21 protein-coding genes are annotated in these 20,367 nt (G+C 40.8%); 12 read left to right on the top strand and 9 right to left on the bottom strand.

Annotated elements, in window-relative coordinates; all coding sequences use genetic code 11:
- The 4 genes from RMX69_RS14275 to RMX69_RS14290 form a co-directional block, all read left to right on the top strand.
- Positions 1-222, top strand: a 222-nt coding sequence (locus tag RMX69_RS14275; RefSeq protein ID WP_322637842.1) for a hypothetical protein, incomplete at its 5' end; no start/stop codon positions are given.
- A 110-nt stretch (positions 223-332) separates the two neighbouring features.
- On the top strand, positions 333-1,289 hold the full coding sequence (locus tag RMX69_RS14280) for a sigma-70 family RNA polymerase sigma factor (protein ID WP_322637843.1): 957 nt from the start codon (positions 333-335) through the stop codon (positions 1,287-1,289).
- A gap of 82 nt (positions 1,290-1,371) precedes the next feature.
- Positions 1,372-1,989 carry a hypothetical protein gene (locus RMX69_RS14285; protein WP_322637844.1) on the top strand — a complete coding sequence of 206 codons (618 nt, stop codon included), beginning with the start codon at positions 1,372-1,374 and terminating at the stop codon, positions 1,987-1,989.
- Positions 1,986-2,903: an endonuclease/exonuclease/phosphatase family protein gene (locus tag RMX69_RS14290; protein WP_322637845.1), complete on the top strand. Its 918-nt coding sequence runs from the start codon at positions 1,986-1,988 to the stop codon at positions 2,901-2,903. The genes RMX69_RS14285 and RMX69_RS14290 overlap by 4 nt, the downstream gene beginning before the upstream one ends.
- 161 nt (positions 2,904-3,064) lie before the next feature.
- Here the strand turns inward: RMX69_RS14290 and RMX69_RS14295 are convergent, their stop codons facing one another.
- Entirely contained in the window at positions 3,065-3,244 is a 180-nt protein-coding gene (locus RMX69_RS14295) for a hypothetical protein (RefSeq protein WP_322637846.1), read from the bottom strand.
- Positions 3,245-3,733: 489 nt separating this feature from the next.
- Between RMX69_RS14295 and RMX69_RS14300 the strand changes: the two genes are divergently transcribed.
- The 3 genes from RMX69_RS14300 (at position 3,734) to RMX69_RS14310 (ending at position 8,054) form a co-directional block, all read left to right on the top strand.
- Positions 3,734-7,252, top strand: a complete 3,519-nt coding sequence (locus RMX69_RS14300; RefSeq protein ID WP_322637847.1) for a helicase-related protein — start codon at positions 3,734-3,736, stop codon at positions 7,250-7,252.
- 137 nt (positions 7,253-7,389) lie between these two features.
- On the top strand, positions 7,390-7,668 hold the full coding sequence (locus RMX69_RS14305; protein WP_322637848.1) for a hypothetical protein: 279 nt from the start codon (positions 7,390-7,392) through the stop codon (positions 7,666-7,668).
- Positions 7,668-8,054, top strand: a complete 387-nt coding sequence (locus tag RMX69_RS14310) for a type II toxin-antitoxin system VapC family toxin (RefSeq protein WP_322637849.1) — start codon at positions 7,668-7,670, stop codon at positions 8,052-8,054. Before RMX69_RS14305 ends, RMX69_RS14310 begins: the two co-directional genes overlap by 1 nt.
- Positions 8,055-8,265: 211 nt before the next feature.
- Here RMX69_RS14310 and RMX69_RS14315 read toward each other — a convergent pair whose 3' ends face one another.
- On the bottom strand, positions 8,266-8,613 hold the full coding sequence (locus RMX69_RS14315; protein ID WP_104908183.1) for a helix-turn-helix transcriptional regulator: 348 nt from the start codon (positions 8,611-8,613) through the stop codon (positions 8,266-8,268).
- On the bottom strand, positions 8,610-9,020 hold the full coding sequence (locus RMX69_RS14320; RefSeq protein ID WP_322637850.1) for a type II toxin-antitoxin system RelE/ParE family toxin: 411 nt from the start codon (positions 9,018-9,020) through the stop codon (positions 8,610-8,612). The genes RMX69_RS14315 and RMX69_RS14320 overlap by 4 nt, the downstream gene beginning before the upstream one ends.
- Before the next feature lie 326 nt (positions 9,021-9,346).
- Here RMX69_RS14320 and RMX69_RS14325 point away from each other — a divergent pair, with 326 nt between their 5' ends.
- Together RMX69_RS14325 and RMX69_RS14330 are read left to right on the top strand one after the other, a co-directional pair.
- The gene (locus RMX69_RS14325) at positions 9,347-11,173 is read left to right on the top strand and encodes a DUF1156 domain-containing protein (RefSeq protein WP_322637851.1); all 1,827 of its coding nucleotides are present in this window, start codon (positions 9,347-9,349) and stop codon (positions 11,171-11,173) included.
- Positions 11,174-11,190: 17 nt separating this feature from the next.
- Positions 11,191-13,224, top strand: a complete 2,034-nt coding sequence (locus RMX69_RS14330) for an ATP-binding protein (protein WP_322637905.1) — start codon at positions 11,191-11,193, stop codon at positions 13,222-13,224.
- A gap of 277 nt (positions 13,225-13,501) precedes the next feature.
- On the opposite strand, the gene RMX69_RS14335 is transcribed toward RMX69_RS14330, so the two are convergent.
- Complete coding sequence (locus tag RMX69_RS14335; RefSeq protein ID WP_094343937.1) at positions 13,502-13,759, bottom strand: hypothetical protein; 258 nt, start codon at positions 13,757-13,759, stop codon at positions 13,502-13,504.
- A gap of 196 nt (positions 13,760-13,955) precedes the next feature.
- Here RMX69_RS14335 and RMX69_RS14340 point away from each other — a divergent pair, with 196 nt between their 5' ends.
- Positions 13,956-14,258: a hypothetical protein gene (locus tag RMX69_RS14340; RefSeq protein ID WP_289795957.1), complete on the top strand. Its 303-nt coding sequence runs from the start codon at positions 13,956-13,958 to the stop codon at positions 14,256-14,258.
- A 103-nt stretch (positions 14,259-14,361) separates the two neighbouring features.
- Here the strand turns inward: RMX69_RS14340 and RMX69_RS14345 are convergent, their stop codons facing one another.
- Entirely contained in the window at positions 14,362-16,263 is a 1,902-nt protein-coding gene (locus RMX69_RS14345; RefSeq protein ID WP_289795956.1) for a TnsD family transposase, read from the bottom strand.
- A 278-nt stretch (positions 16,264-16,541) separates the two neighbouring features.
- Here RMX69_RS14345 and RMX69_RS14350 point away from each other — a divergent pair, with 278 nt between their 5' ends.
- Both RMX69_RS14350 and RMX69_RS14355 read left to right on the top strand, forming a co-directional pair.
- Entirely contained in the window at positions 16,542-16,781 is a 240-nt protein-coding gene (locus RMX69_RS14350) for a hypothetical protein (RefSeq protein WP_289795955.1), read from the top strand.
- A complete protein-coding gene (locus RMX69_RS14355) occupies positions 16,778-16,924 on the top strand; it encodes a hypothetical protein (RefSeq protein WP_289795954.1) in 147 nt (48 codons plus the stop codon). Before RMX69_RS14350 ends, RMX69_RS14355 begins: the two co-directional genes overlap by 4 nt.
- Before the next feature lie 337 nt (positions 16,925-17,261).
- Here the strand turns inward: RMX69_RS14355 and cas8a1 are convergent, their stop codons facing one another.
- The 4 genes from cas8a1 to RMX69_RS14375 form a co-directional block, all read right to left on the bottom strand.
- Positions 17,262-18,341: a type I-MYXAN CRISPR-associated Cas8a1/Cmx1 gene (gene cas8a1, locus RMX69_RS14360; RefSeq protein WP_289795953.1), complete on the bottom strand. Its 1,080-nt coding sequence runs from the start codon at positions 18,339-18,341 to the stop codon at positions 17,262-17,264.
- A 58-nt stretch (positions 18,342-18,399) separates the two neighbouring features.
- The gene (gene cas6 / locus RMX69_RS14365) at positions 18,400-19,101 is read right to left on the bottom strand and encodes a type I-MYXAN CRISPR-associated protein Cas6/Cmx6 (RefSeq protein WP_289795952.1); all 702 of its coding nucleotides are present in this window, start codon (positions 19,099-19,101) and stop codon (positions 18,400-18,402) included.
- Positions 19,102-19,276: 175 nt separating this feature from the next.
- Positions 19,277-20,224: a TnsD family Tn7-like transposition protein gene (locus RMX69_RS14370; protein WP_322637906.1), complete on the bottom strand. Its 948-nt coding sequence runs from the start codon at positions 20,222-20,224 to the stop codon at positions 19,277-19,279.
- Positions 20,217-20,357: a hypothetical protein gene (locus RMX69_RS14375; protein WP_289795950.1), complete on the bottom strand. Its 141-nt coding sequence runs from the start codon at positions 20,355-20,357 to the stop codon at positions 20,217-20,219. Before RMX69_RS14375 ends, RMX69_RS14370 begins: the two co-directional genes overlap by 8 nt.
- Positions 20,358-20,367 lie beyond the last annotated feature (10 nt).

Below are 20,367 nucleotides of genomic sequence, written 5' to 3' on the forward strand. Positions count from 1 at the left end.
AGGAATCATCCTTCTATGTTATATTTTCTCTCTCGACAATTAATCCACCCTGCCTTCCCGACGCGGGAAGGGGGAAAATTCAAAGTCTCTCTCCTTTTAGGAGAGAGATTTAGAGAGAGGTTTTCCAGATGCCGTGCCTTCGCCCTGTGCAACGATCGGACTTTTTTTGACTTTACAGATTTGACTTTTCCGACTGACAAGAGTATGGGAGACGAAGCATGATATGGACTTCAAAGAGTTAAAGCGAGTCTGTTATCAGACACAGACTGCTAATAAGTAAAATTCTCTGCTGGACACTAAGAACTATGAAATATGCTTTTCAAGCATTTACCATGTCAAAACAGAAAAATATTGCTATAGATATAGGGTCAATTTTCTGGCAGCAATGGCAACAGTATCGAGATTGTCTTTATCGTTGCTGCGTCAAGTGGATGGGAGGAAACCCAATCGATGCTGAAGATGCGCTCAGTCGGGCAATGCTGAAAGCTTGGGAGAAAGCGCAAAAGTATGCGGGGGAAATTGCTAATTTTAAAGCTTGGTTAATGACGCTGACTCGTAATCTCTGCGTGGATATTCATCGAGAACGCAGTCGGGGGGCGAATAGAGTTGAGGATATAGAAGGTTACGCATTTGGTGAAGAGCAAGGACTGGTTGATTTTGAGAATACGCCAGAAAGTGCAGTGGAGAATAGCGAGAGAAGGATTGTGATTCGCCGTGCTATTGATAACTTACTAACGAGGCTGCGCGAGACGTTTATTCTGCACTTTTATCAAGAACTTTCTTATCTAGAGATAGCCCAACAACAAGATATTTCCTATCAGAATGTCTGCAAGCGGATTTCCCAGGCGCGGAAGATTTTGCAAGAGGAGTTGAGGGGATATTTTATCGGGGAGGAGAGGACGGATAGGGATAAATCTGTTCCACCGACTGCAACGGAGTCGGAAATAGGGGAAATGTCCGAGGGGAATGGGGGAGTTGAAGCGAGAGCAGGGGAGACGGTACTTGCAGTTGCGGTGGAGGAAGTGGAGATTGTTGGGAATGAGGAAGCGCAGGAGGAAGTGCGTGATGTGCAGCAGTCTGAGTGGGTGATGGTTGCGGCGACTTCTGGGGGGAAGTTGCAAGTAAAGAGTGATGGTTGTCGGTGGGTTGAGGTGGTGCTGTGGAGGCAAAAACAGCATCAAGTGGGGAAAGTTGCGGGAGAATTTGTGCTTGTGCTTATGCGATGTCCCGCTCTCCTCCTTGGTATTGTTTTCCCAATTTTCAATTTCCTGAAAGAATCTATCTTTTAGCACTAAAGATTCAGAAATATCTCTTGCAATACGTCTTAAGCAGAGAAGTCATTAAACAACATTCTTATCGGAGAGTAACATCATGCTTGTAGGAAAAACTATCACTGACGAAACGATAAAAGTAACATATAAAGAGGAACTAGAGAAAAACCCGGAAAAATTCTATGAGTACCTAGCTAAAGAGGGTGTAAGCCAAGTATCTCAAGGTCAATTCATAGAAGAAGCAGTTAAAACTGTAAATGGACTGAAGAATAATTACGGAAATGGTATTTCAACAAAGATCTGTATCTTTAATGCAACTGGTCAAAAGTTAAAAAAGTTGCATGAGAACAGTTGGCACGGAAGATGGTATGACGGCTTCGATACAGCAATATGGAATGGGCAATGTAGTGCTATACTACACGCTCATAGTTCGTCTGGTGGAAGAGGCTCTTCTGGATACCTAGTCTACCAAATAGAAAATGTAAACCTAGATGTATTCATTGGATGGGATACACCCTATGCTTTCTCAAAAAACAAGTTTATAGTGGAAATACGAGAAAAAGACCATTGGTGGAACGGAACTCGCGAAAAAGATATGCAGGATCTGGTGGAACACGGATGGACTTCTAGTATTCCAAATGATAACCAAAAATGGGCAACAAAATTTAACTACTCAGATAAATCAATAGAATGTCAAGGTCATGTAGATGGAACATGACTAGCAATACCTTACATTTTTTAAGCTACAACGTTCATCTTTTCTTAGGCACAGTAGTTGGGAATCTTAATTTAGTAACAAAGTTGCTAAACAAAGTAAGTGGAGATGTTCCACTCCAAGAATACGAAGATTCTAGACGACTAGACAGCATAATTACTGAAGTACAGAAGCTCAATCCAGATATCGTCGGTTTTAGTGAAGTATGGGCTAATGATTCAAAGAATAAAATTATTTCTGGTTTGAAGTCTCAACTGGAATATTCTGCATGGGATAAAAACGAAAATCCATTGGAAATGGGTTCTGGTCTGCTCCTACTCAGTCGATTTCCTCTCTCCAATGTTTCGTTCACTAAATACAATAAACTTTCCGGTAGCGACTCCAAGAGTCAGAAAGGCTTTCTTATGGCTACTGCCAAGATTGATTCGCAAAAACTTCTAATTGTCCATACACATACCCAAGCAGACGACAACAATGATGCTATTGAAGCCAGAAAACAGAACATTAATCAGTTGCACAGCAGCATTAGTAGTGCCGCAGATCGCTCTATACCTGTAATTCTACTTGGCGACCTGAACATCACAGGGGAGAATGAATCAGGCACTTCTACGAAAGAATACGAATTCCTATGTGGCATATTGAAGCAGAGTCAAATGTTTGACTCGTATCGTACCCTGAATCCCAACGCTGCACCCGATCTAGGTTACACCTGTGACGCAGTTCATAACAAGCTGATTAAGTATTTTGCGCCCAATGATGCCAAGAATAAAGTCAGGCAGCGCTTGGATTATATGTTCACACGAGGTATCACCCCTACCTCTGTAACTGTACCCAAAACTTTCACGTTTCAGACTTCTGATGGCACGATGGATCTCTCCGACCATTACCCCTTAGACGGTCACTTCTTACTACCCTAATCATTTAGGGTGAATGTAGCTAGTTAGGTAATGATTGTGCCTCTATTCTTCTTTGAGTTGATGCAATGCAGAAATTGTAGAGATAGCGATCATTATCTCTAGTAGGCACAGTAACTCAATCGTAGCTTTTTACCCAATTGCGCGATCGCCCTACTTGTCCATCAAGCGATCGCCTCTTTAATGAACTTTGAGGGTTTAAGTAAAGAGCAACTCATAAGCAGCGTGTTTTGTGTCGGGGTTTCAATCCCCGTCACAAAACATAATTGCGAATTGCGAATTGTTTTAATCTGCGTCCAATCTTGCTTGCTTCTAGCCATAAAAACTCCTGTAGATGCTTGCATATCCACCTACAACAGTTGTAGAAGTATAAAAAAGTTGTACAATTTTACAGTTTTTAACCCCTATATTACCGTTGGCATTCACGCGACTTATAAAAATAAAGTTGTATAATTTTCCCAAAATTCGTCATTCATATTGATAAATAAAAAAGTTGTACAATATCTCAAAAGCAAACCATGTAAGGGTTTGGAACTATTTACTACAAGACTCAATGGCGATCGCATTCCAAGTACAAAGCCTGAATCAACAGCTTGAGTTTCGAGGGATGCGATCGCACTCTATTTCACTTTACCTGTAGCCACTAGCATGGAGCGATCGCTTAAAATCAGCTTTTCAATTAAGCAACGTCAAGCTATTATAGCCAAAAACAGTAAATATACTAGCTACTAACCAGCCTAGTGTCTCTTATGGTCATAAGGAGCAATGTCCGGTCAAAAAACATTGGTATCTACATTGCCACTGACATCTGCCAAAAGGGAAAACACCGCAATATGGTTAGACTTGAGGATTTAACAAAAGGCACGCAAGTACAAGGTATCCTGCCAAACAGTATTGTCGCCATCGTTGATGCTCAGTGGCATGGCTCTGATGTTGTGGAATTAACATACAAAGATGCTAGCGGCACGCTAGGGAATGAGTTAGTCTTTCGAGACAGAGAACCTACCTTGGAAATAATCACCTCTGGTGGTGCTTGGAGTTTTACTGCTGATGGGGCTAATTTTCGTCTGGCATCAGAAGCGCACCGCATCCGTCTAGCTTATCTCTTCGACCCCTTGCTAGCTGTTCACACCTCTCTAGTCGAACCTTTACCACACCAAATAACCGCCGTTTACGGGGAAATGTTGACTAGACAACCTCTGCGTTTTCTCTTAGCAGATGACCCAGGTGCAGGTAAAACTATTATGGCGGGGTTGCTGATGCGGGAATTGCTAATCCGAGGTGATTTGCATCGTTGCCTTGTGATTTGTCCCGGCAGTTTAGCCCCACAATGGCAAGATGAATTGTCGCAAAAGTTTCATTTACGCTTTGAAATTCTCACCAACGATCGCATTGAATCAGCAGTAACTGGAAATGCTTTTGCTGAAATACCATTGGTGATTGTGCGACTGGACAAACTCAGCCGTAATCAAGATTTACAAGCAAAGCTAGCGCAGACAGACTGGGATTTAATTGTTTGTGATGAAGCTCATAAAATGTCAGCTTCGTTTTTTGGTGGTGAAATTAAAGAGACGAAACGCTACAAACTTGGTAAATTACTCTCAACTTTGACTAGGCATTTTTTATTAATGTCAGCGACACCACATAACGGCAAAGAGGAAGACTTCCAATTGTTTATGGCGTTATTGGATGGAGACAGATTTGAAGGACGCTTCCGCGATGGTGTTCACGTAGCCGATACTTCCGACTTGATGCGGCGATTGGTTAAAGAAGATTTGCTGAAATTTGATGAAAAACCGCTATTTCCAGAACGCCAAGCTAGCACTATAGAATATGAACTATCGGATTTAGAAGCGGTACTGTATAAGCGAGTCACTGAGTACGTCCGCGAGGAATTTAATCGTGCCGATGCTTTAGAAAATGAAGGACGCAAGGGTAATGTTGGCTTTGCTTTGACTATTTTGCAACGTCGGCTTGCTTCTTCACCAGAAGCTATCTATCAATCGCTGCTACGCCGTCGGGAAAGGTTGCAAAAACGGCTGAGGCAAGAAGAAGTTTTGAGGCGAGGAAGTAATGCAATCATCATTGAATTTAAGCAGGTTCTGGATCTGGAAGACTTAGAAGATGATTTAGAGGATATTCCTGGTGAAGAACGAGAAGCAACAGAACAGGAAGTAGTTGATCTAGCTACAGCATCACGGACGATCGCAGAATTACAAACAGAAATTAAGCTTTTAGAAGAATTAGAGCAACTGGCACTACGAGTGCGACGTAGTGGTAAAGATAAAAAATGGGAAGAACTCTCGAATCTCTTGCAAAATGATGCCGAAATGTTCAATGCCCAAGGACATCGGCGCAAACTCCTGATTTTTACCGAGTACCGGGACACATTAAATTATTTGACAGATCGGATTCGGACGCTAATTGGACGTAATGAAGCTGTGGTAAATATACATGGCGCAATGGGACGCGAAGAACGCCGCAAAATGCAGGAGGCGTTTACCCAAGATATCGAAGTACAAGTCTTAATAGCTACGGATGCTGCGGGTGAAGGGATTAACTTGCAAAGGGCGCACCTCATGGTTAATTACGATTTACCTTGGAATCCTAACCGCCTAGAACAGCGTTTCGGACGAATTCACCGGATTGGGCAGACGGAGGTTTGTCATTTATGGAATTTAGTGGCAAAAGGCACTCGTGAAGGCGATGTATATTTAGCGCTATTGAAAAAGATAGAGGCAGAGCAGAAGGCACTGGGAGGTAAAGTATTTGATGTATTGGGGAAAGCGATCGCAGGGACGGAATTACGAGAGTTATTGATTGAAGCAATTCGCTATGGCGATCAACCAGAGGTGCGAGACAGACTCAACCAAGTCGTACATGATAAGCTCGACCAACAGCGACTACGCGAACTTTTAGAAGAACGGGCTTTGGCACGGGATTCGATGGATATCGCCAAAGTGCAGCAAATTCGGGAAGAAATGGAAAGGGCAGAAGCGCGACGGTTGCAACCTCATTTTATTGCTTCTTTCTTCCTAGAAGCATTTACCCAATTAGGTGGAACATTGCGTCAACGTGAACCCCAGCGTTACGAAATCAGTCATGTCCCGGCAGTTATTCGCAATCGAGGGCGGCAAATTGGTGTAGGTGAACCGTTACTGCTACGTTACGAACGTGTCTGCTTTGAAAAAGATTTGATCAGCATTTCTGGTAAACCCTTAGCTGCTTTCATCTGTTCTGGACATTCTCTACTGGATGCCACAATTGATCTGACTTTAGAAAGACACCGGGATTTGTTGAAACAAGGCACCATATTAATCGATGAAAATGATTCCAGCGAGGGAACCCGCGCCTTAGTTTATTTAGAACATTCTATACAAGACGCGCGGACAAATTTAAATGGCTCTAGGCGTTTAGTATCGCGGCGGATGCAATATGTAGAAATCAACCCAGAAGGTAATACCTACAATGCAGGTTACGCACCTTACCTCAATTACCGTCCGCTAACAGACGAGGAGAAGGGTGTTGTAGAAAAAGTTTTAGAAGAATCTTGGTTGCGAGAAGATTTAGAAGCAAAAGCTAAGAGTTATGCGATCGCTCACCTTGTTCCCCAACATCTTCAAGAACTCAAGCAGCGCAAAGAGGAACTTATTGCTAAGACGATGACAGCAGTAAAAGATAGATTAACCAAGGAAATTAATTACTGGGATCATCGGGCAGAAGAACTAAAAATGCAAGAGGAAGCTGGCAAGCCTAATGCCAAAATTAACTCAGGTAAGGCACGTCAGCGAGCTGATGATTTACAAGCACGGTTAATGCAACGCTTGGAAGAATTAGAGCAAGAACGTAGATTATCGCCATTACCGCCTGTGGTGGTTGGGGGCGCGTTGGTAGTTTCGGTAGGCTTGCTGCAACGTATGCAAGGCAAACAACAGGCAACAACAGCGATGTTTGCCAGGGAGACGGAACGGGTAGAACAGGCAGCAATGAAGGCTGTGATGGAAGTAGAACGCAATTTAGGGTACGAACCAACTGATGTGAGTACCCAAAAGTGCGGCTATGATATTGAGTCACGCATTCCAGAAACGGGACAGTTGCGATTTATTGAGGTGAAAGGGCGAATTACAGGCGCTAAAACTGTGACAGTGACGAAGAATGAAATTATTACCGCTCTAAACAAGCCAGATAATTTCATTTTGGCATTGGTGCAAGTGCCTTTAGCAGAAGATATGGAAGGTAATTGTTCTATTCACTACTTACGCTGTCCCTTCCATAAAGAACCAGATTTTGCCGTGACGAGTGTTAATTATGATTGGGTGGAGTTGTGGCAACAGGGAACTGAGCCGTTTTAAAATAATTGTTTACCGTGTTAACGATTACATTTCATATTTTTTAATCATTCTTCATCCTCTAAGACTATTCGATTTTATCTTCAATGAGGGTAGATTTTATTGGTTATAATGCTGGTAATCAGTAGGGCATAAGCCAAATGTCACCAAAAACTTTTGATATTGCTGATTTATCTGAGAATTTAGCTGATTTATTGTCAGATATCCAAAATCATGTTGAAGTTACCCTAACTCATCAGGGTGTCCCTTTGGCAAAAGTTTTGCCTTTGACTCAACCTGAGCCTACAGTTACTAAAGCTGATTTAAATCATGCCTTAAAGCCAAGAGTTGCGGGTTTTTGGCAGGGAAAAGTTAAGATTGCTGATGATTTTGATGAGACTCCAGAAGAAGTAATTGCAGCATTTTATGGGGATGAGTAGTGAGCTTTTTATTAGATACTCATATTTTGTTGTGGTTTTTAGAAAATGATTCTAAATTGTCAGATCGGTTACGAGAGGCAATTATTAATCCTGAAAATTTAATTTTCGTTAGTGCGATTAGTGCTTGGGAAATTTCAATTAAACAGTCTTTAGGAAAGTTAATTGCTCCTGGTAATTTGGAGGAGGCTTTGCGCTTCAGTCGGTTTGAGATTTTGTCTATGACATTGGCACATGGAATAAAGGTTGCTGATTTGCCTCTACACCATAAAGATCCTTTTGATCGGATGTTAATTGCTCAAGCTTTGGTAGAAGGTTTAACAATAATTACAGTAGACCAAAAGTTTAAATTTTATGATGTGCCATTATTCTCTGATGATGTCGGGTAGCTCAACTATGCCAAAATTTCAGAACTCTAGCTTTCTCTAGAATGACTACTACAGGTTTACTTGATTTTGCTAATTGTTTTTTGGTGCGTAGGCGTAGCCCGTCGTAGACATCGCAATTTTGTCAGAGTAATCGCTCTTAAGTCTGCCTCCTTTATTGGATAGCTAGTTATCCAAGTAAAAAGGGATGCTTTTGGTGAGAGCAATCACACGACTAAACTAACTCTTTAGCAGAAATCCTCAGAGGCTCGACTTTATGCGATCGCTTTCCTTTGGGTGCTACAAAGCGAATCTCGACATCGTAACCTGCACTCCTAGCAAGTTTTGCTAGAGTTTCAATTTTAGGAACCTGTTTCCCAGATTCAATCCGAGCTAGCTGTGGCTGTTTAATGCCAACCAACTTAGCAAAATCCCGTTGATTTAAGCCGCTAGCCTTCCTTAGAGCAATAACTTGTTTTGCACACTGGAATTCAGATTCCAAGGCATCGTATTCAGCCTTTACCTCTGGATCTGCTAAAACCTCATCACGGATAGAATCCCAAGAAATTGTGTTAGAAGTCATCGTTTTTTACCCTTCTTGGATTTATTACCTTCTGGAGAAGAAGCTTTCTCCTGCTGATTTTTCTCTTGATTCACAAACTCTTTCATCCGTTGTTTAGCCAAGTCCAACTCTTTTTTAGGTAGCTTTGGACTTTTCTTTTGAAAGCCGTGAAGTAATATGAATCGCTTGCCAGTGTAGGCAAAATAGATTAAACGATAAGTATTTGTGTTTTGTTCTGCTCGAATTTCATAAAGCTTGTCTTCAACGTGCTTAACATGAGGCTCCCCTACAGATGTGCCTTGCTCCTGCAAGAGGTCGAAAATACGACCTAATCTAGCCTTGACCTTTGCCTCCTGTTCATCAAACCAATCTTTTGCTGGGGATTGACCGTCAGCAGATTGATAAAATTCAATTTTCCACTCGCTCACTTAAATGCACTCTTTTGATAACGTTAATGTTATCAGAATTGTTCGTTATATTCAACGTCTTGTACTTGCCAAAACTGAAAAGTTTTTCATAACTTTACAATAGATAATGCACCCTACGAATTATCACTGAACCATATAGCTGAGTATCGTGACTATAATTGCCGGACGAAGCTCTGTAACTAAGTTAAGTAAGTAGCAATTAACAAAGACTAATTAGCTCACTAAATTCTTTGATGCAATCATTCCGTAAACCCACTCATTCGGAATATTTTGCGCTGCTTGCTGGTAGAAAAACAGACTTCAATTATACAAGTCTGGGAAAATGAATGATCTACCGCAAGAAGCTAATCGAAGTCGCTTTACCACTGGAAGCAATTAATCAAGAATCTGCTAGAGAAAAATCAATTAGGCATGGGCACCCTTCTACGCTACATTTGTGGTGGGCGCGGCGACCTTTGGCAGCTTGTCGAGCAGTTTTGTTTGCATCTTTAGTAGATGATCCCTCAAGTCATCCTGACAAATTTCCAACTGTTGAGGAACAAGAAAAAGAACGCCAACGATTACATGACTTAATTGGGCGAATTGAAAATGTTGAAACAAGGGGAAAGTCAACCCAAAGTGTTCGCGGTTTAGTATCTTGGGATGACATAACAAATAACAGTGTAGTTGAGGAAGCACAAAGAGAAATTGCCCGTTGTCTTGCTTGGGAACGAGGTGATAAGCCACCAACTCAACCGGAAGAAGTAACAGAGTATTTAAGCAAACACGCACCACCTATTTATGATCCCTTTTGTGGTGGGGGCAGTATACCCTTGGAAGCTCAAAGATTGGGGTTAGAGGCACATGGAAGTGATATTAATCCTGTGGCGGTTTTGATTACTAAAGCTTTGATTGAAATTCCGCCGAAGTTTGCAAATTTACCTCCTGTTAACCCTGATTATCGGAAAAATCCTCTAAAAACTAAAACATGGTATGGGGCGCAGGGTTTAGCTGAAGATGTGCGCTATTACGGGCAATGGATGCGGGAGCAAGCTTTTAAGCGAATTGGACATTTATATCCCAAGGTGAATTTATCACAGGAGTATGGGGACGCTAAAGCAACGGTGATTGCTTGGTTGTGGGCTAGGACTGTGAAATGTTCTAATCCAGCTTGTGGTTGTCAAATGCCATTAGTGCGTTCTTTTGAACTTTCAACTAAGAAAGGGAAGGAAGCTTGGGTAGAACCAATTATTAACCATAGCAAGCAACCGCCTGTTGTAAGTTTTCAAGTGAACTCTGGCAAGGGTAAAGCACCGGATGGAATAGTTAGTCGCAAGGGTACAATTTGTATCTGTTGTAGTACACCTGTGCAATTTGATCACATCCGCGCAGAGGGAAAAGCAGGACGAATGAACGCTCAATTAATGGCTATTGTGGGAGAAGGTGAGGGTGGTCGAGTATATTTGTCATCGAATGAGGAACATGAGAAAATTGCTGTAACAGATCAGCTTGAGTGGGAACCTGAAACATATTTGCCGGAACAAGCGCTAGGTTTTCGAGTGCAAGCTTACGGGATGACGAAACACGCTAATTTATTTTCATCTCGTCAACTTTTGGCCTTAACCACTTTCAGTGACTTGGTGCGCGAAGCACGAGAAAAGATACTTTCTGATGCTGTAGCTTTTGAAATACCAGATGATAGTTTACCTCTTTGTGAAGGTGGTAAGAGTGCGACTGCTTACGCGGATGCAGTGGTGACTTATTTAGCGATCGCAGTAGATCGAATGAGTGATTACAGTTCAACTATTTGCAGTTGGAATTCAGGGCGTGACAATATCCGTAACACCTTTGCTCGTCAAGCCATTCCTATGACTTGGGACTTTGCAGAAGTGAATCCATTTAGCAGTTCCAGTGGGAACTTTATCGGAGCAATTGATTGGATAGCCAAAGTAGTTGAAATTTCTCCTTGTAGCACTCAAGGGTTTGTCCAACGCATAGATGCTACTAAATCAGATATTTACACAAAGTCAATAGTTGTTTCTACAGATCCCCCTTACTACGATAATATTGGTTACGCTGACCTATCGGAGTTTTTTTATGTTTGGCTACGACGTTCTCTAAGTTTTATTTATCCCGACCTTTTCAGTACTATACTTATTCCTGATAAAGCTTAAGTAGACTCAAAAATGCTATTGGCAGAGTTGAATCTCCTTGGCGACCAGCAACTGCCGATGAAAGCTTTGAAATTGTGCGGCGGCGACTGTTTCAACCCATCACCGAAGAAAGTGGCTTTATTGCCCGTGATGCCATCATCCGTGCCTTTGCAGAAATGTACCAAAACCAATCTCAGGAGTTTCCTAGTGAGTGCCGAGAAGGTAGTTACAAACGACGGCTAGAAAATGCCTATCCTATCCATCCAGAACTGTTTGACCGACTTTATAATGACTGGTCAACTCTCGACAAATTCCAACGTACGCGCGGTGTGCTGCGACTGATGGCAAAGGTGATTCATTCACTTTGGGAAGGACAGGACAAGAGTTTGTTAATCATGCCTGCCAGCGTGCCAATGGATGACGGACAGGTACAAACAGAATTGACTCGCTACCTCGAAGATAACTGGGTGCCAGTTATTGAAAAAGATGTAGATGGATATAATTCTCTACCATTAGCGTGCGATCGCCAAAACCCGAATTTAGGACGTTACTCTGCCTGTCGCCGCGTTGCTCGGACGATTTATCTTGGTTCTGCTCCTACTCTAAGAGCAGCCAATCGCGGTGTAGAAGATCATCGAATCAAGTTAGGGTGTGTTCAACCAGGGGAAAGTGCAGCAACTTTTGGCGATGCTTTGCGCCGACTTACCGACCAGTCCACACATCTTTATGTCGATAACACTCGTTACTGGTTCTCAACTCAGCCTAGTGTCACCAGACTTGCCCAAGACCGAGCCGAGCAAATCCAACAGGATCAGGATAAAGTTTGGGATGAAATTATTCTCCGATTAAAGGCTGATAAGCAACGGGGTGAGTTTGCTGGAGTACATATTGCTCCTGACTCCTGTGCAGATGTTCCTGATGAAATGGCCGTAAGGCTGGTTGTCATGGGGCCACAACATCCCCATAAAAATAAGGAAAGCGAAACCCAAGCCCGCACCAGAGCCGAAGAAATACTAAACCAAAAGGGAGCCAGTCCTCGGTACTGCAAGAATATGTTGCTGTTCCTGGCACCAGACAAGGCAAAACTGGAGCTATTAGAACAATCTGTTTGCCAATACCTCGCCTGGAATTCGATTATTCGAGATAAAGAAGCCTTAAACTTAGATGTTTTTCAAAGCAATCAGGCGACAACTAAACAACAACAAACCGACAAGGATGTAAAAAATTTAATTCAAGAAGCTTACATCTGGCTGTTAGTGCCGATGCAACCCGACCCCCAAGGAGAGATTGAATGGCAAGAAATCCGATTGCAAAAGCAAGACTCTCCTATTGTGCAAGCAAGTCGCAAAGCAGTTCATGAAGAACATTTGATTGCTAACTATGCCGCCAGCCGCCTGCGCCTAGAAGCCCTCGATCCTTATCTCTGGCGCGATGTAAACCACCTCGACCTTAAGAAGTTATGGGAGTACTTAGCGTACTACCTTTACCTGCCACGCATCAAAAATCAACAAGTGCTATTACAAGCGATCGCAGAAGGAGTTGCAACGTTACTGTGGAATGAAAACTTTGCTTATGCCACAGGCTGGGATGAATCCAAAGGACGTTATCTTGGTTTGAAAGCAGCTGAACACATTACCGTAACTCTTAGCAGTCAAAATCTGATAGTTAAGCCAGAAGTAGCGCAACGCCAGTTTGAGGCAGATGCTGCTGCTAAACCTGTAACTCCACCATCAGTTAAAGAAAAAACAGGAAGCTACAAGACTGAAAAAGAAAAAACTATTGACATTGTAATAACAGATAATGGCTCCTCTGATAGCCAAGTAACTGTCATAGTTCCACCAAAACGTTTCTATGGTTCAGTCAAATTGGACGCATTGCGGCTAAGACGTGACATAGGACAGATAGCAGACGAGGTTATTCAACACCTCAGTAGTTTAGTAGATGCTGAAGTAGAAATCACCTTAGAACTTCAGGTCACTGTCCCTGAAGGAGTGCCAGAGAACGTGATTCGCACAGTCAGCGAGAATTGTCGGGTTCTCAAATTTAGTAATCAGGGATTTGAACAAGAATAAAGTTGAGGTAGATAAACTTGTTAGATAGTAATGAGGTAAAGCATTACATCACACTCAAAAAAGTAAGGGAAAGTCCTGTGGTTTAACGGATTTGAGTGCGATCGCACTCATAAAATTGGTTACTACTTGTTGATTACTTGTAGTAACTGTAGAATTTCCCATAGTTAATCTCCTTAACAAAACTAAACCCGTCAGGCATCTGACGGGTTTTTTGGGTTTTTAGGGGCAGAACTGATAATTTGATCTATCCATAGCCTGAGAGAATCGTTCTCTTCTCTCAGGCTGCTAATTTTCCCAAGTATTCATTTTGGAGTGCAGCAACTTGTTGTTTTAGATTCTCCAAGTCCGCTTGCATTTTGGCTAAGTCTGGAGTTCCTTGGAGTTCTTCAGCCATGTAAGAACGAATCCATCCCATGATCAATTCTGAGGCTGTCTTGCCTTCAGCCTTAGCTTTATTCATAAAAGCTTCCTTTGTCTCATCATCCATTCTGACAATAATCTGATTGCTCAATTTTGTTGTCTGCCGCTTTGCCATACTACTTTCTGCTGAAAACTTTTAATCTGTAATAACTCTATTTACCTTAATTGTGGCGAATTTTGAAAATTTTGTAGTAACGCTCTTGCTTTAGTAGTAACAAGTAACTACACTATAGTAACAAGGCAAAGGCGATCGCCCTCCGTCCAAAGATTGCGATCGCCTTTTGTTAAACCCCATCAATGAGGTTACTCAGATGATTGTACAAGATGAGTTTGACAACCAAGCCTCGGCTCAAGCAGAGTTTGAGGAATATGTTGACCATTTAGCTGACGCAGTAGCACCAGAAATTGAAATTGACTCAGTACCAGATGATTTGGGAGAACTGTATCGAGTTTGGAACGGTTCCCAACTTCTGGGAACTTTTTACCAGAATCTTGAAAGCAAATGGGTAGCACAACCCTGTAATAGCGATAAAAAACACTGCTGTGATACTTCTGATTCAGCACTGCTTTTGATTGTTGCTGTCAACGGCTTACTGGTTGCAGATGTAGCTTAGAACTCAATATTCTTACCATCACATAGAGACGTGTTAAATTCACGTCTCTTTATTTTTTGGAACTTTTGATCAACAGAAGTATTATCAAAAAAGCGTTATTAACTTAATCTAGTTGTTTATAAAGCTCATTTTCTAGAGCTGCTTTTACTCTCTGTGAGCAATTTTCTCGTAGCGCAGCAAGTCTAATTACCTTCCAAGGCTGAATTTCTTCTCCGCAATCATCAAGCCGCTGAATTGCCCACTTAATACGCCTAATCTGAAAATCTTCTACAGTTTCTGTCACTGATTCTAAATAAACCTTAGTCACTGGCATTTCTGACAAATGTTTTTCGAGTAGTGCCAGTAAGCCAATAGCTTTGCCTATCTTGCCAATAGTTATTCTTGCGGGTTTTTCTGCACTCAGAAGCGATCGCACAGCATTTTTTACCTTTTCGAGAACTTGCTTGTCTCTTTCTACCCAGTCAACTTTACCGATGCAAGGGAGAGGCACTTTTAAAGAAGGCGAATTTTTGTTGAGCCACTCTTTATCGTTTCTATATAGCCAAATATAGGTTGCCTTAGCTAATGCCCTGAGAGTAGTTTTCGATGCCTCTGGGTACTGCTTTTGTAAAGCTTTCCAAGCTTCCCTGTATTTTATCTTGTGATCGCTGGTTAAATTTAGATTTGAATCTAAAACTTCCTGTAAGTCTACTAGCCGATTTTCCTGTGAAGATTTCCAAAAAGTTTTTAGCTTAAGTATGGCAGTATAGCGGTTTACTGTTCTGGGATCGACATTGAGCTGTCTTGCTGTCTCTCGTAGACCTAATCTTTGAATTTCTACCAGTTGTTTTAGCTTCTGCTCCCAAAATTGACCGTAAGTCAAGACTTTGCCAATTCGTAGCTTGTCTTCATCAGTTTTATCAGGGCCAGTTCTACAATAAACCATGCCACAGGAACAAGAAAAAATACCTAATGGCTTTTTATTATCCAAACAGTGAGTGACAACAAGATTAGTTATTACTGGCTTGAGGTAATGGTCTACCGCAGCATTTAGACATAGCCAAGGGCCTTCACCAAAAGGCTTATACTCGTAATCCGTGTTGAAAAACTCCTCGATAGAATTCGTCAGAAATCTAATTAGGAGTAGGTGTCTGATGGGGTGGAATGACTTTCTATGCTTCCTGACAATGCTGAATAGCCAGTTTTGCTCATTTTCGTAATTCACCATCGAGTTAACAGCCTCAAGCACTTCAGCACCATAAAAGAATAAGAAATTATCTAGTAGTCTCTTCTGGTTTACTCGCCCAGTTGCCGTTGCAAAATCTTTTTCAATCAATAAAGCTATATATTTTCTTTGAAACCACTCTAGTTCTCTAGAGAAAAGATTATTATTTATCAACCATGAAATATCTTGAGCCAGCAGTCGCAACTTTTTTAAAGTCTCTTGACTGTAAGTCTGTTGTATCGGTACAACAGGACAGTTTTCTTGGCTTGCAGCATAGTATTCATGCCTGTTAAAACCTTGCATAGGAATTGTGCTATCTTGCAAAGTCACACCATGAACTGGGCAAACTAGAACCCCTGGTGTTTGATGTAGTCTATGCCAATAGGACTCCCCATAGTTTTGCAAATCTTCTTCCAAACATTTTGGGCAAAATCGCAGATACCTCGGCATCTTCAACGAACTCGCCATAATTCCGGTTCTGGTGTGAATATCTCCTCCGAAATCTGCTTTCATAGACTCCATCACCTGACTGGCTCTTTTCGGTGGCAGAAAAACACTGTAGAAAGGATAAAGGGTATATTTATATATCAAATCTTTTACTTGATAATTCGAGATAAATTGTAGATTCTCAATCAACGAATTAAGGTTAGAAGGTAAGTCAACAGTAGCTATTACATCTTGAAAATTAAATAGCTCTCCTAGAGTTATTTTTGGACTTGTGTTACCACTCCTAATGTGGTAGCGAGCCAAGATACTGTATAAAATTTCATCTGGATAAGGGGCTGGGAAAAAGCCAAGCATAGATTTTTTCTCATGTTGAAACCTGAAAAGAATATTTTTGTAAATTCCAAAGTGTTTCAAGTTTGTGGCAATCGCCTTCCACACCTTTCTCTGCACAGTCAACAAAATTATGAGGATTTTTGTCCTCTATCATCAAAATTTTAGGTATTACACAACGCCTATATTAGCAATAATTCAGGTACTACACAATAACTAAATATCTTTGAGCAATTTATAGAATCTACCTGTAGTGCTTGCTGTTGACTATGATTTAGGAGGTGTGTAATAGCTGGGTACTAATGGGAAAGAAAGGGCAGAAAGGACAAAAAGACGTACCAGAGATGTACGATGAGGTGAAGAAAAGGGTTAACCTAGCCCTTACTCCCACTGGTATTGAAGGATTAGATGCGATCGCTTCCAATTTTGATATAAGCAGGTCGGAGCTTGTAGAGAGAATTGGCAGACGACTGATTTGCCTAGATGTAAATTCCTTCACTGAGGAGGAGATGGAAGCTATAAAAAAGCACTGGCTGAATTGATTGCTATTTACAGCGATCAGTTGAACGGTCAGGGTTTGTTTACTGGTCTTTGTGCAGTTGAGGGCGATCGCAAATTGCAACTACAGAAGCAGATTGAGCAATGGGAACAAATCCGTGCAAAAATTTTGCATCAACAGGGTTGAGAGAGGTTTATTGAAGTATAAGTTATGGCAAGAGCAACAGAATCTTGCTTAACGTCTGACGATATCTAATGTTAAAGAACTCCCAATTAGCTGGGTAGAGGCTTCTATCCATTGGCTGCTCAACGTCTGACGACATCTAATGTTAAAGAACTCCTTTGGCTGGAGCAACCGCAATGCGTCGCCCTACTGCTCAACGTCTGACGACATCTAATGTTAAAGAACGACTTTAAGCCAACCTTGATATGGGAAATGTGCGACTGCTCAAGTCTGACGACATCTAATGTTAAAGAACGGCGATGGCTAAACAATCTTAATCCATCAAGTCTTCTAGATAATCTTACAAGCACCTGTCATTAGGAGGCACTAAATTTGCAAAATTTAATGGGCCAATATTGCTAATGATAAAATTTTTATTTTTATACTGAATAATTTGGTACTCTGGAAAATAAATTCGACTAAGCTTATAGATAAAATCTATTATTTCAGTCGCTTCTACCACTGCTATTTCTATGCGAGTTTTTTGCTGCTTTGACCAAACTACCGTTCCAAATAATATTACTTGGCATCGTTTTACTTGATCGGGTATAGCCAATTCTATAATTGTTTCGTAAGTAAGGTATCTTAACGCAGCGTCTCCTAAGCTAGATACATTGAAATCCTTGTAATCTAAGTTTCTCAAATTCCAGTATTCCTGGGCATAAATTTCTAAGTCAACCACTTCAGGTATAACTAGGGCATATTGTGTATGTTCCGGTTTGGTATGTGATCGCAAAACAAAATAGTGGCAAGCAACAAGAGCATATAAAAGAGCAAAAGCCAATTGTGGTTTCTCTTCAAACCTAGTTTCTTTTGTAAAAGCGACATGACGAACTACAGATCCCGGATATAGCCACCCTGCTACACCAATTAATTGTCCTAATAATTGACCTTGTTTATCACAGAGTTGTTTAGCAAAATGTTGATGAGCATAGGAAACTGCTTTTTTATACTCGACATCGATTTCTATACCATCAACTATTAATGACCAGGATTTACCGCCGTCAAATTTAAAAACCTGGTTATGTTGGAGAAACGTTCCTGTTATTCCCAAGTGAATATTAATTTGGGTTTCAATATTGATTGAATGCGTATTTAAGCCTGTCAGCGAAATTAGACCTTCTTTATTAATCTGAAAGGATTGCTTTAGCAGCCAGTCTAAAACTACGAAATCCTGCCCTTGCCATTCAATACTGATGCTGCGAGGAGTCAGCAACCAAGTTAAATTACCAGGTCGTTCCGCAGGTATTGGGTATAGTTTTTCTAGTTGCCTAAGCGTCATCCACAGTCCTGCTATGCCAGCACGATGCATCCAAGTTATGCTTGGGTCGCCCAAATTTAACTGAATTTTGGGGTTGACAACACTAGCTACTACGGACATCTTATTTATTTCTGGGAAATACTCTCAAACTTATATTGGGTAGTAGTTAAAACCAGCTTTAACTTGCGTTTCCCTTTCTCTTCACAGGCACAAAAACGCCACAGCCCATCTTACGTTTTCCCCCAATGCCATATCTTAGCAATGTTAGCGAATCTTCATCGTTGAGATTAATGATTTCTAACCCAAAACCCACAACAGTAAAGCGCTTGATTTTGATACTTCTACGTTTTGGGCTACCATCAGTATTTTTGGTAATAAAGGCTTTCCCCTGGATACCCAGTTGTTCTAACTGACGCTGTGCTGCTGCTAAAAACGACTCCGGTTCTTGATAACCCTGGATAATCACTATACGCGATCGCAATCTCTCAGCTGGCTCAAGCAAATAAATTTCAGGAATTCCTAAGCGAATTGTATGCCTGGCAATTTTCAGCGACTTACCTGCTAACGGATAAACCAAACGCACTTGATCTACTGGTAGCCGAATCCGAAGCCTAGAATTTTTAGTTAGCTGAATTACGCCTTCCTTGGGAATACCTGCAATAGTATGAATTCCAACTGTATTTAACTTATGAAGTTCAGGTTCAAAGTGGGCGATCGCAGAAAATAGCTCATAGCCGTGGTCGACAGGTACTGTCTCACCAACCAAGTTAAAAATTAAATCTATGTATGGTAACTCAGACGTTAAAAGCTTTCTTTGCTTTATTAGATTTAAAGGTGACTCTGGAGAAATCTGCGTAGGTAACCTGCAATCAATAATCATCTTTCCCACCCTATCTTTAAGCAGATACACGATATTTGAGGCAACTAAATTATTACTTAGGCTACCTTAGTGATTAATGTGAGATTACTTTAAAACGACAAGCAAACATGATAATTTTTAGTAACTTTTTATTGTTTTATATTAAATATATTTAAAAAGTATATGTGAACTTTTGCTATAGGAAAAATAGTTCTATAGAATTTGCTAAATATTTTATCATCAAGATATGGGTGATCCGGTCAATTGCTGGATTTAAGTCACATCCAAGCAAGCAATGGGAGAAATATTTACCTTGATGTTGGGTTAACTTTGGATTGAGAGCTTCTAAAGATTCTTGACCATAAAAATCAAATATAAGCTTTGAAAAACCATATTCGTCAAATTTAAACTTCCCAGCAGGAAAAATTTGCAATAGCCCTTTACTGATTAAGTAATGCTGGTACTGAGCGCGAAGCCAAGCCAAGCCTTTAAAGGCAAAATTACCATGAATCAGCAAGTTAATATCATTTGCCAGTGTGAAGAGTGTTTTTAAAGCCTGGTTTGTCAAACTTTTTAAACCAGTAACTGTTAAACAATTATCTAAGCTCGCAGCATAATAATGTATGCCTTTCGATTCAATTGTGACAGAACTATTGCACAAAAAGACACCATGAGTTGGACAAACTAATATGCCAGGTACTTGATGTGTTCTATGCCAGTAAGGCTCACCATATTGATGTGTATCTTGTTCTAAACATTCAGGACAAAATTTTAAAATTTTTTTTGACTCACCACTAGAACCATTAGCCACCTTAGCAAGCTCTAAAATAGAACCACTAAGTTTTTTACTCATTGAGTCTTTTAATAACCAAACTTCTTGTGGTGTTAAAAAAGTTGCATAAAAAGGGTATAAAGTATGATTTTGCAGTAAATTACCGACTGTTTGCTGGGAACGTAAAGGCAAGTTTTTAACTAAATAATTTAAGTGATTAGTTAAAGTGACCTTGCAAACTTGTTGAGAACTATAACCGAATAGCTCTAAGTCGGTTTGCTTAAAAATTCTGTTACCACTGCGAATGTGGTATCTAGCCAAAGCACTATACAAAAGTTCATCTGGATAAAGAGTTGGGAAGAAACTAAGCATCAAGAAGCGAAATATTTATAAAATTTTCTACTGGATCTTTGATTATACCTGCCAATGTTAAAGCTTCATGTGCAGATTTTTTCTCTTTTTGTGCATTTTCAACAGTGCGTCGAATGTCATTTTCTACGTACATCGGCTTCAAC

The organism is Nostoc sp. EspVER01, assembly GCF_034530635.1.
GTDB lineage: Bacteria > Cyanobacteriota > Cyanobacteriia > Cyanobacteriales > Nostocaceae > Nostoc.

Bases quoted from the DNA above. Each gene is read 5' to 3' on its own strand.
- RMX69_RS14280 (WP_322637843.1), top strand. From the start codon at position 333: ATGTCAAAACAGAAAAATATTGCTATAGATATAGGGTCAATTTTCTGG.
- RMX69_RS14285 (WP_322637844.1), top strand. From the start codon at position 1,372: ATGCTTGTAGGAAAAACTATCACTGACGAAACGATAAAAGTAACATAT.
- RMX69_RS14290 (WP_322637845.1), top strand. From the start codon at position 1,986: ATGACTAGCAATACCTTACATTTTTTAAGCTACAACGTTCATCTTTTC.
- RMX69_RS14295 (WP_322637846.1), bottom strand. From the start codon at position 3,244: ATGCAAGCATCTACAGGAGTTTTTATGGCTAGAAGCAAGCAAGATTGG.
- RMX69_RS14300 (WP_322637847.1), top strand. From the start codon at position 3,734: ATGGTTAGACTTGAGGATTTAACAAAAGGCACGCAAGTACAAGGTATC.
- RMX69_RS14305 (WP_322637848.1), top strand. From the start codon at position 7,390: ATGTCACCAAAAACTTTTGATATTGCTGATTTATCTGAGAATTTAGCT.
- RMX69_RS14315 (WP_104908183.1), bottom strand. From the start codon at position 8,613: ATGACTTCTAACACAATTTCTTGGGATTCTATCCGTGATGAGGTTTTA.
- RMX69_RS14325 (WP_322637851.1), top strand. From the start codon at position 9,347: ATGATCTACCGCAAGAAGCTAATCGAAGTCGCTTTACCACTGGAAGCA.
- RMX69_RS14335 (WP_094343937.1), bottom strand. From the start codon at position 13,759: ATGGCAAAGCGGCAGACAACAAAATTGAGCAATCAGATTATTGTCAGA.
- RMX69_RS14340 (WP_289795957.1), top strand. From the start codon at position 13,956: ATGATTGTACAAGATGAGTTTGACAACCAAGCCTCGGCTCAAGCAGAG.
- RMX69_RS14345 (WP_289795956.1), bottom strand. From the start codon at position 16,263: ATGCTTGGCTTTTTCCCAGCCCCTTATCCAGATGAAATTTTATACAGT.
- RMX69_RS14350 (WP_289795955.1), top strand. From the start codon at position 16,542: ATGGGAAAGAAAGGGCAGAAAGGACAAAAAGACGTACCAGAGATGTAC.
- cas8a1 (WP_289795953.1), bottom strand. From the start codon at position 18,341: ATGTCCGTAGTAGCTAGTGTTGTCAACCCCAAAATTCAGTTAAATTTG.
- cas6 (WP_289795952.1), bottom strand. From the start codon at position 19,101: ATGATTATTGATTGCAGGTTACCTACGCAGATTTCTCCAGAGTCACCT.
- RMX69_RS14370 (WP_322637906.1), bottom strand. From the start codon at position 20,224: ATGCTTAGTTTCTTCCCAACTCTTTATCCAGATGAACTTTTGTATAGT.
- RMX69_RS14375 (WP_289795950.1), bottom strand. From the start codon at position 20,357: ATGTACGTAGAAAATGACATTCGACGCACTGTTGAAAATGCACAAAAA.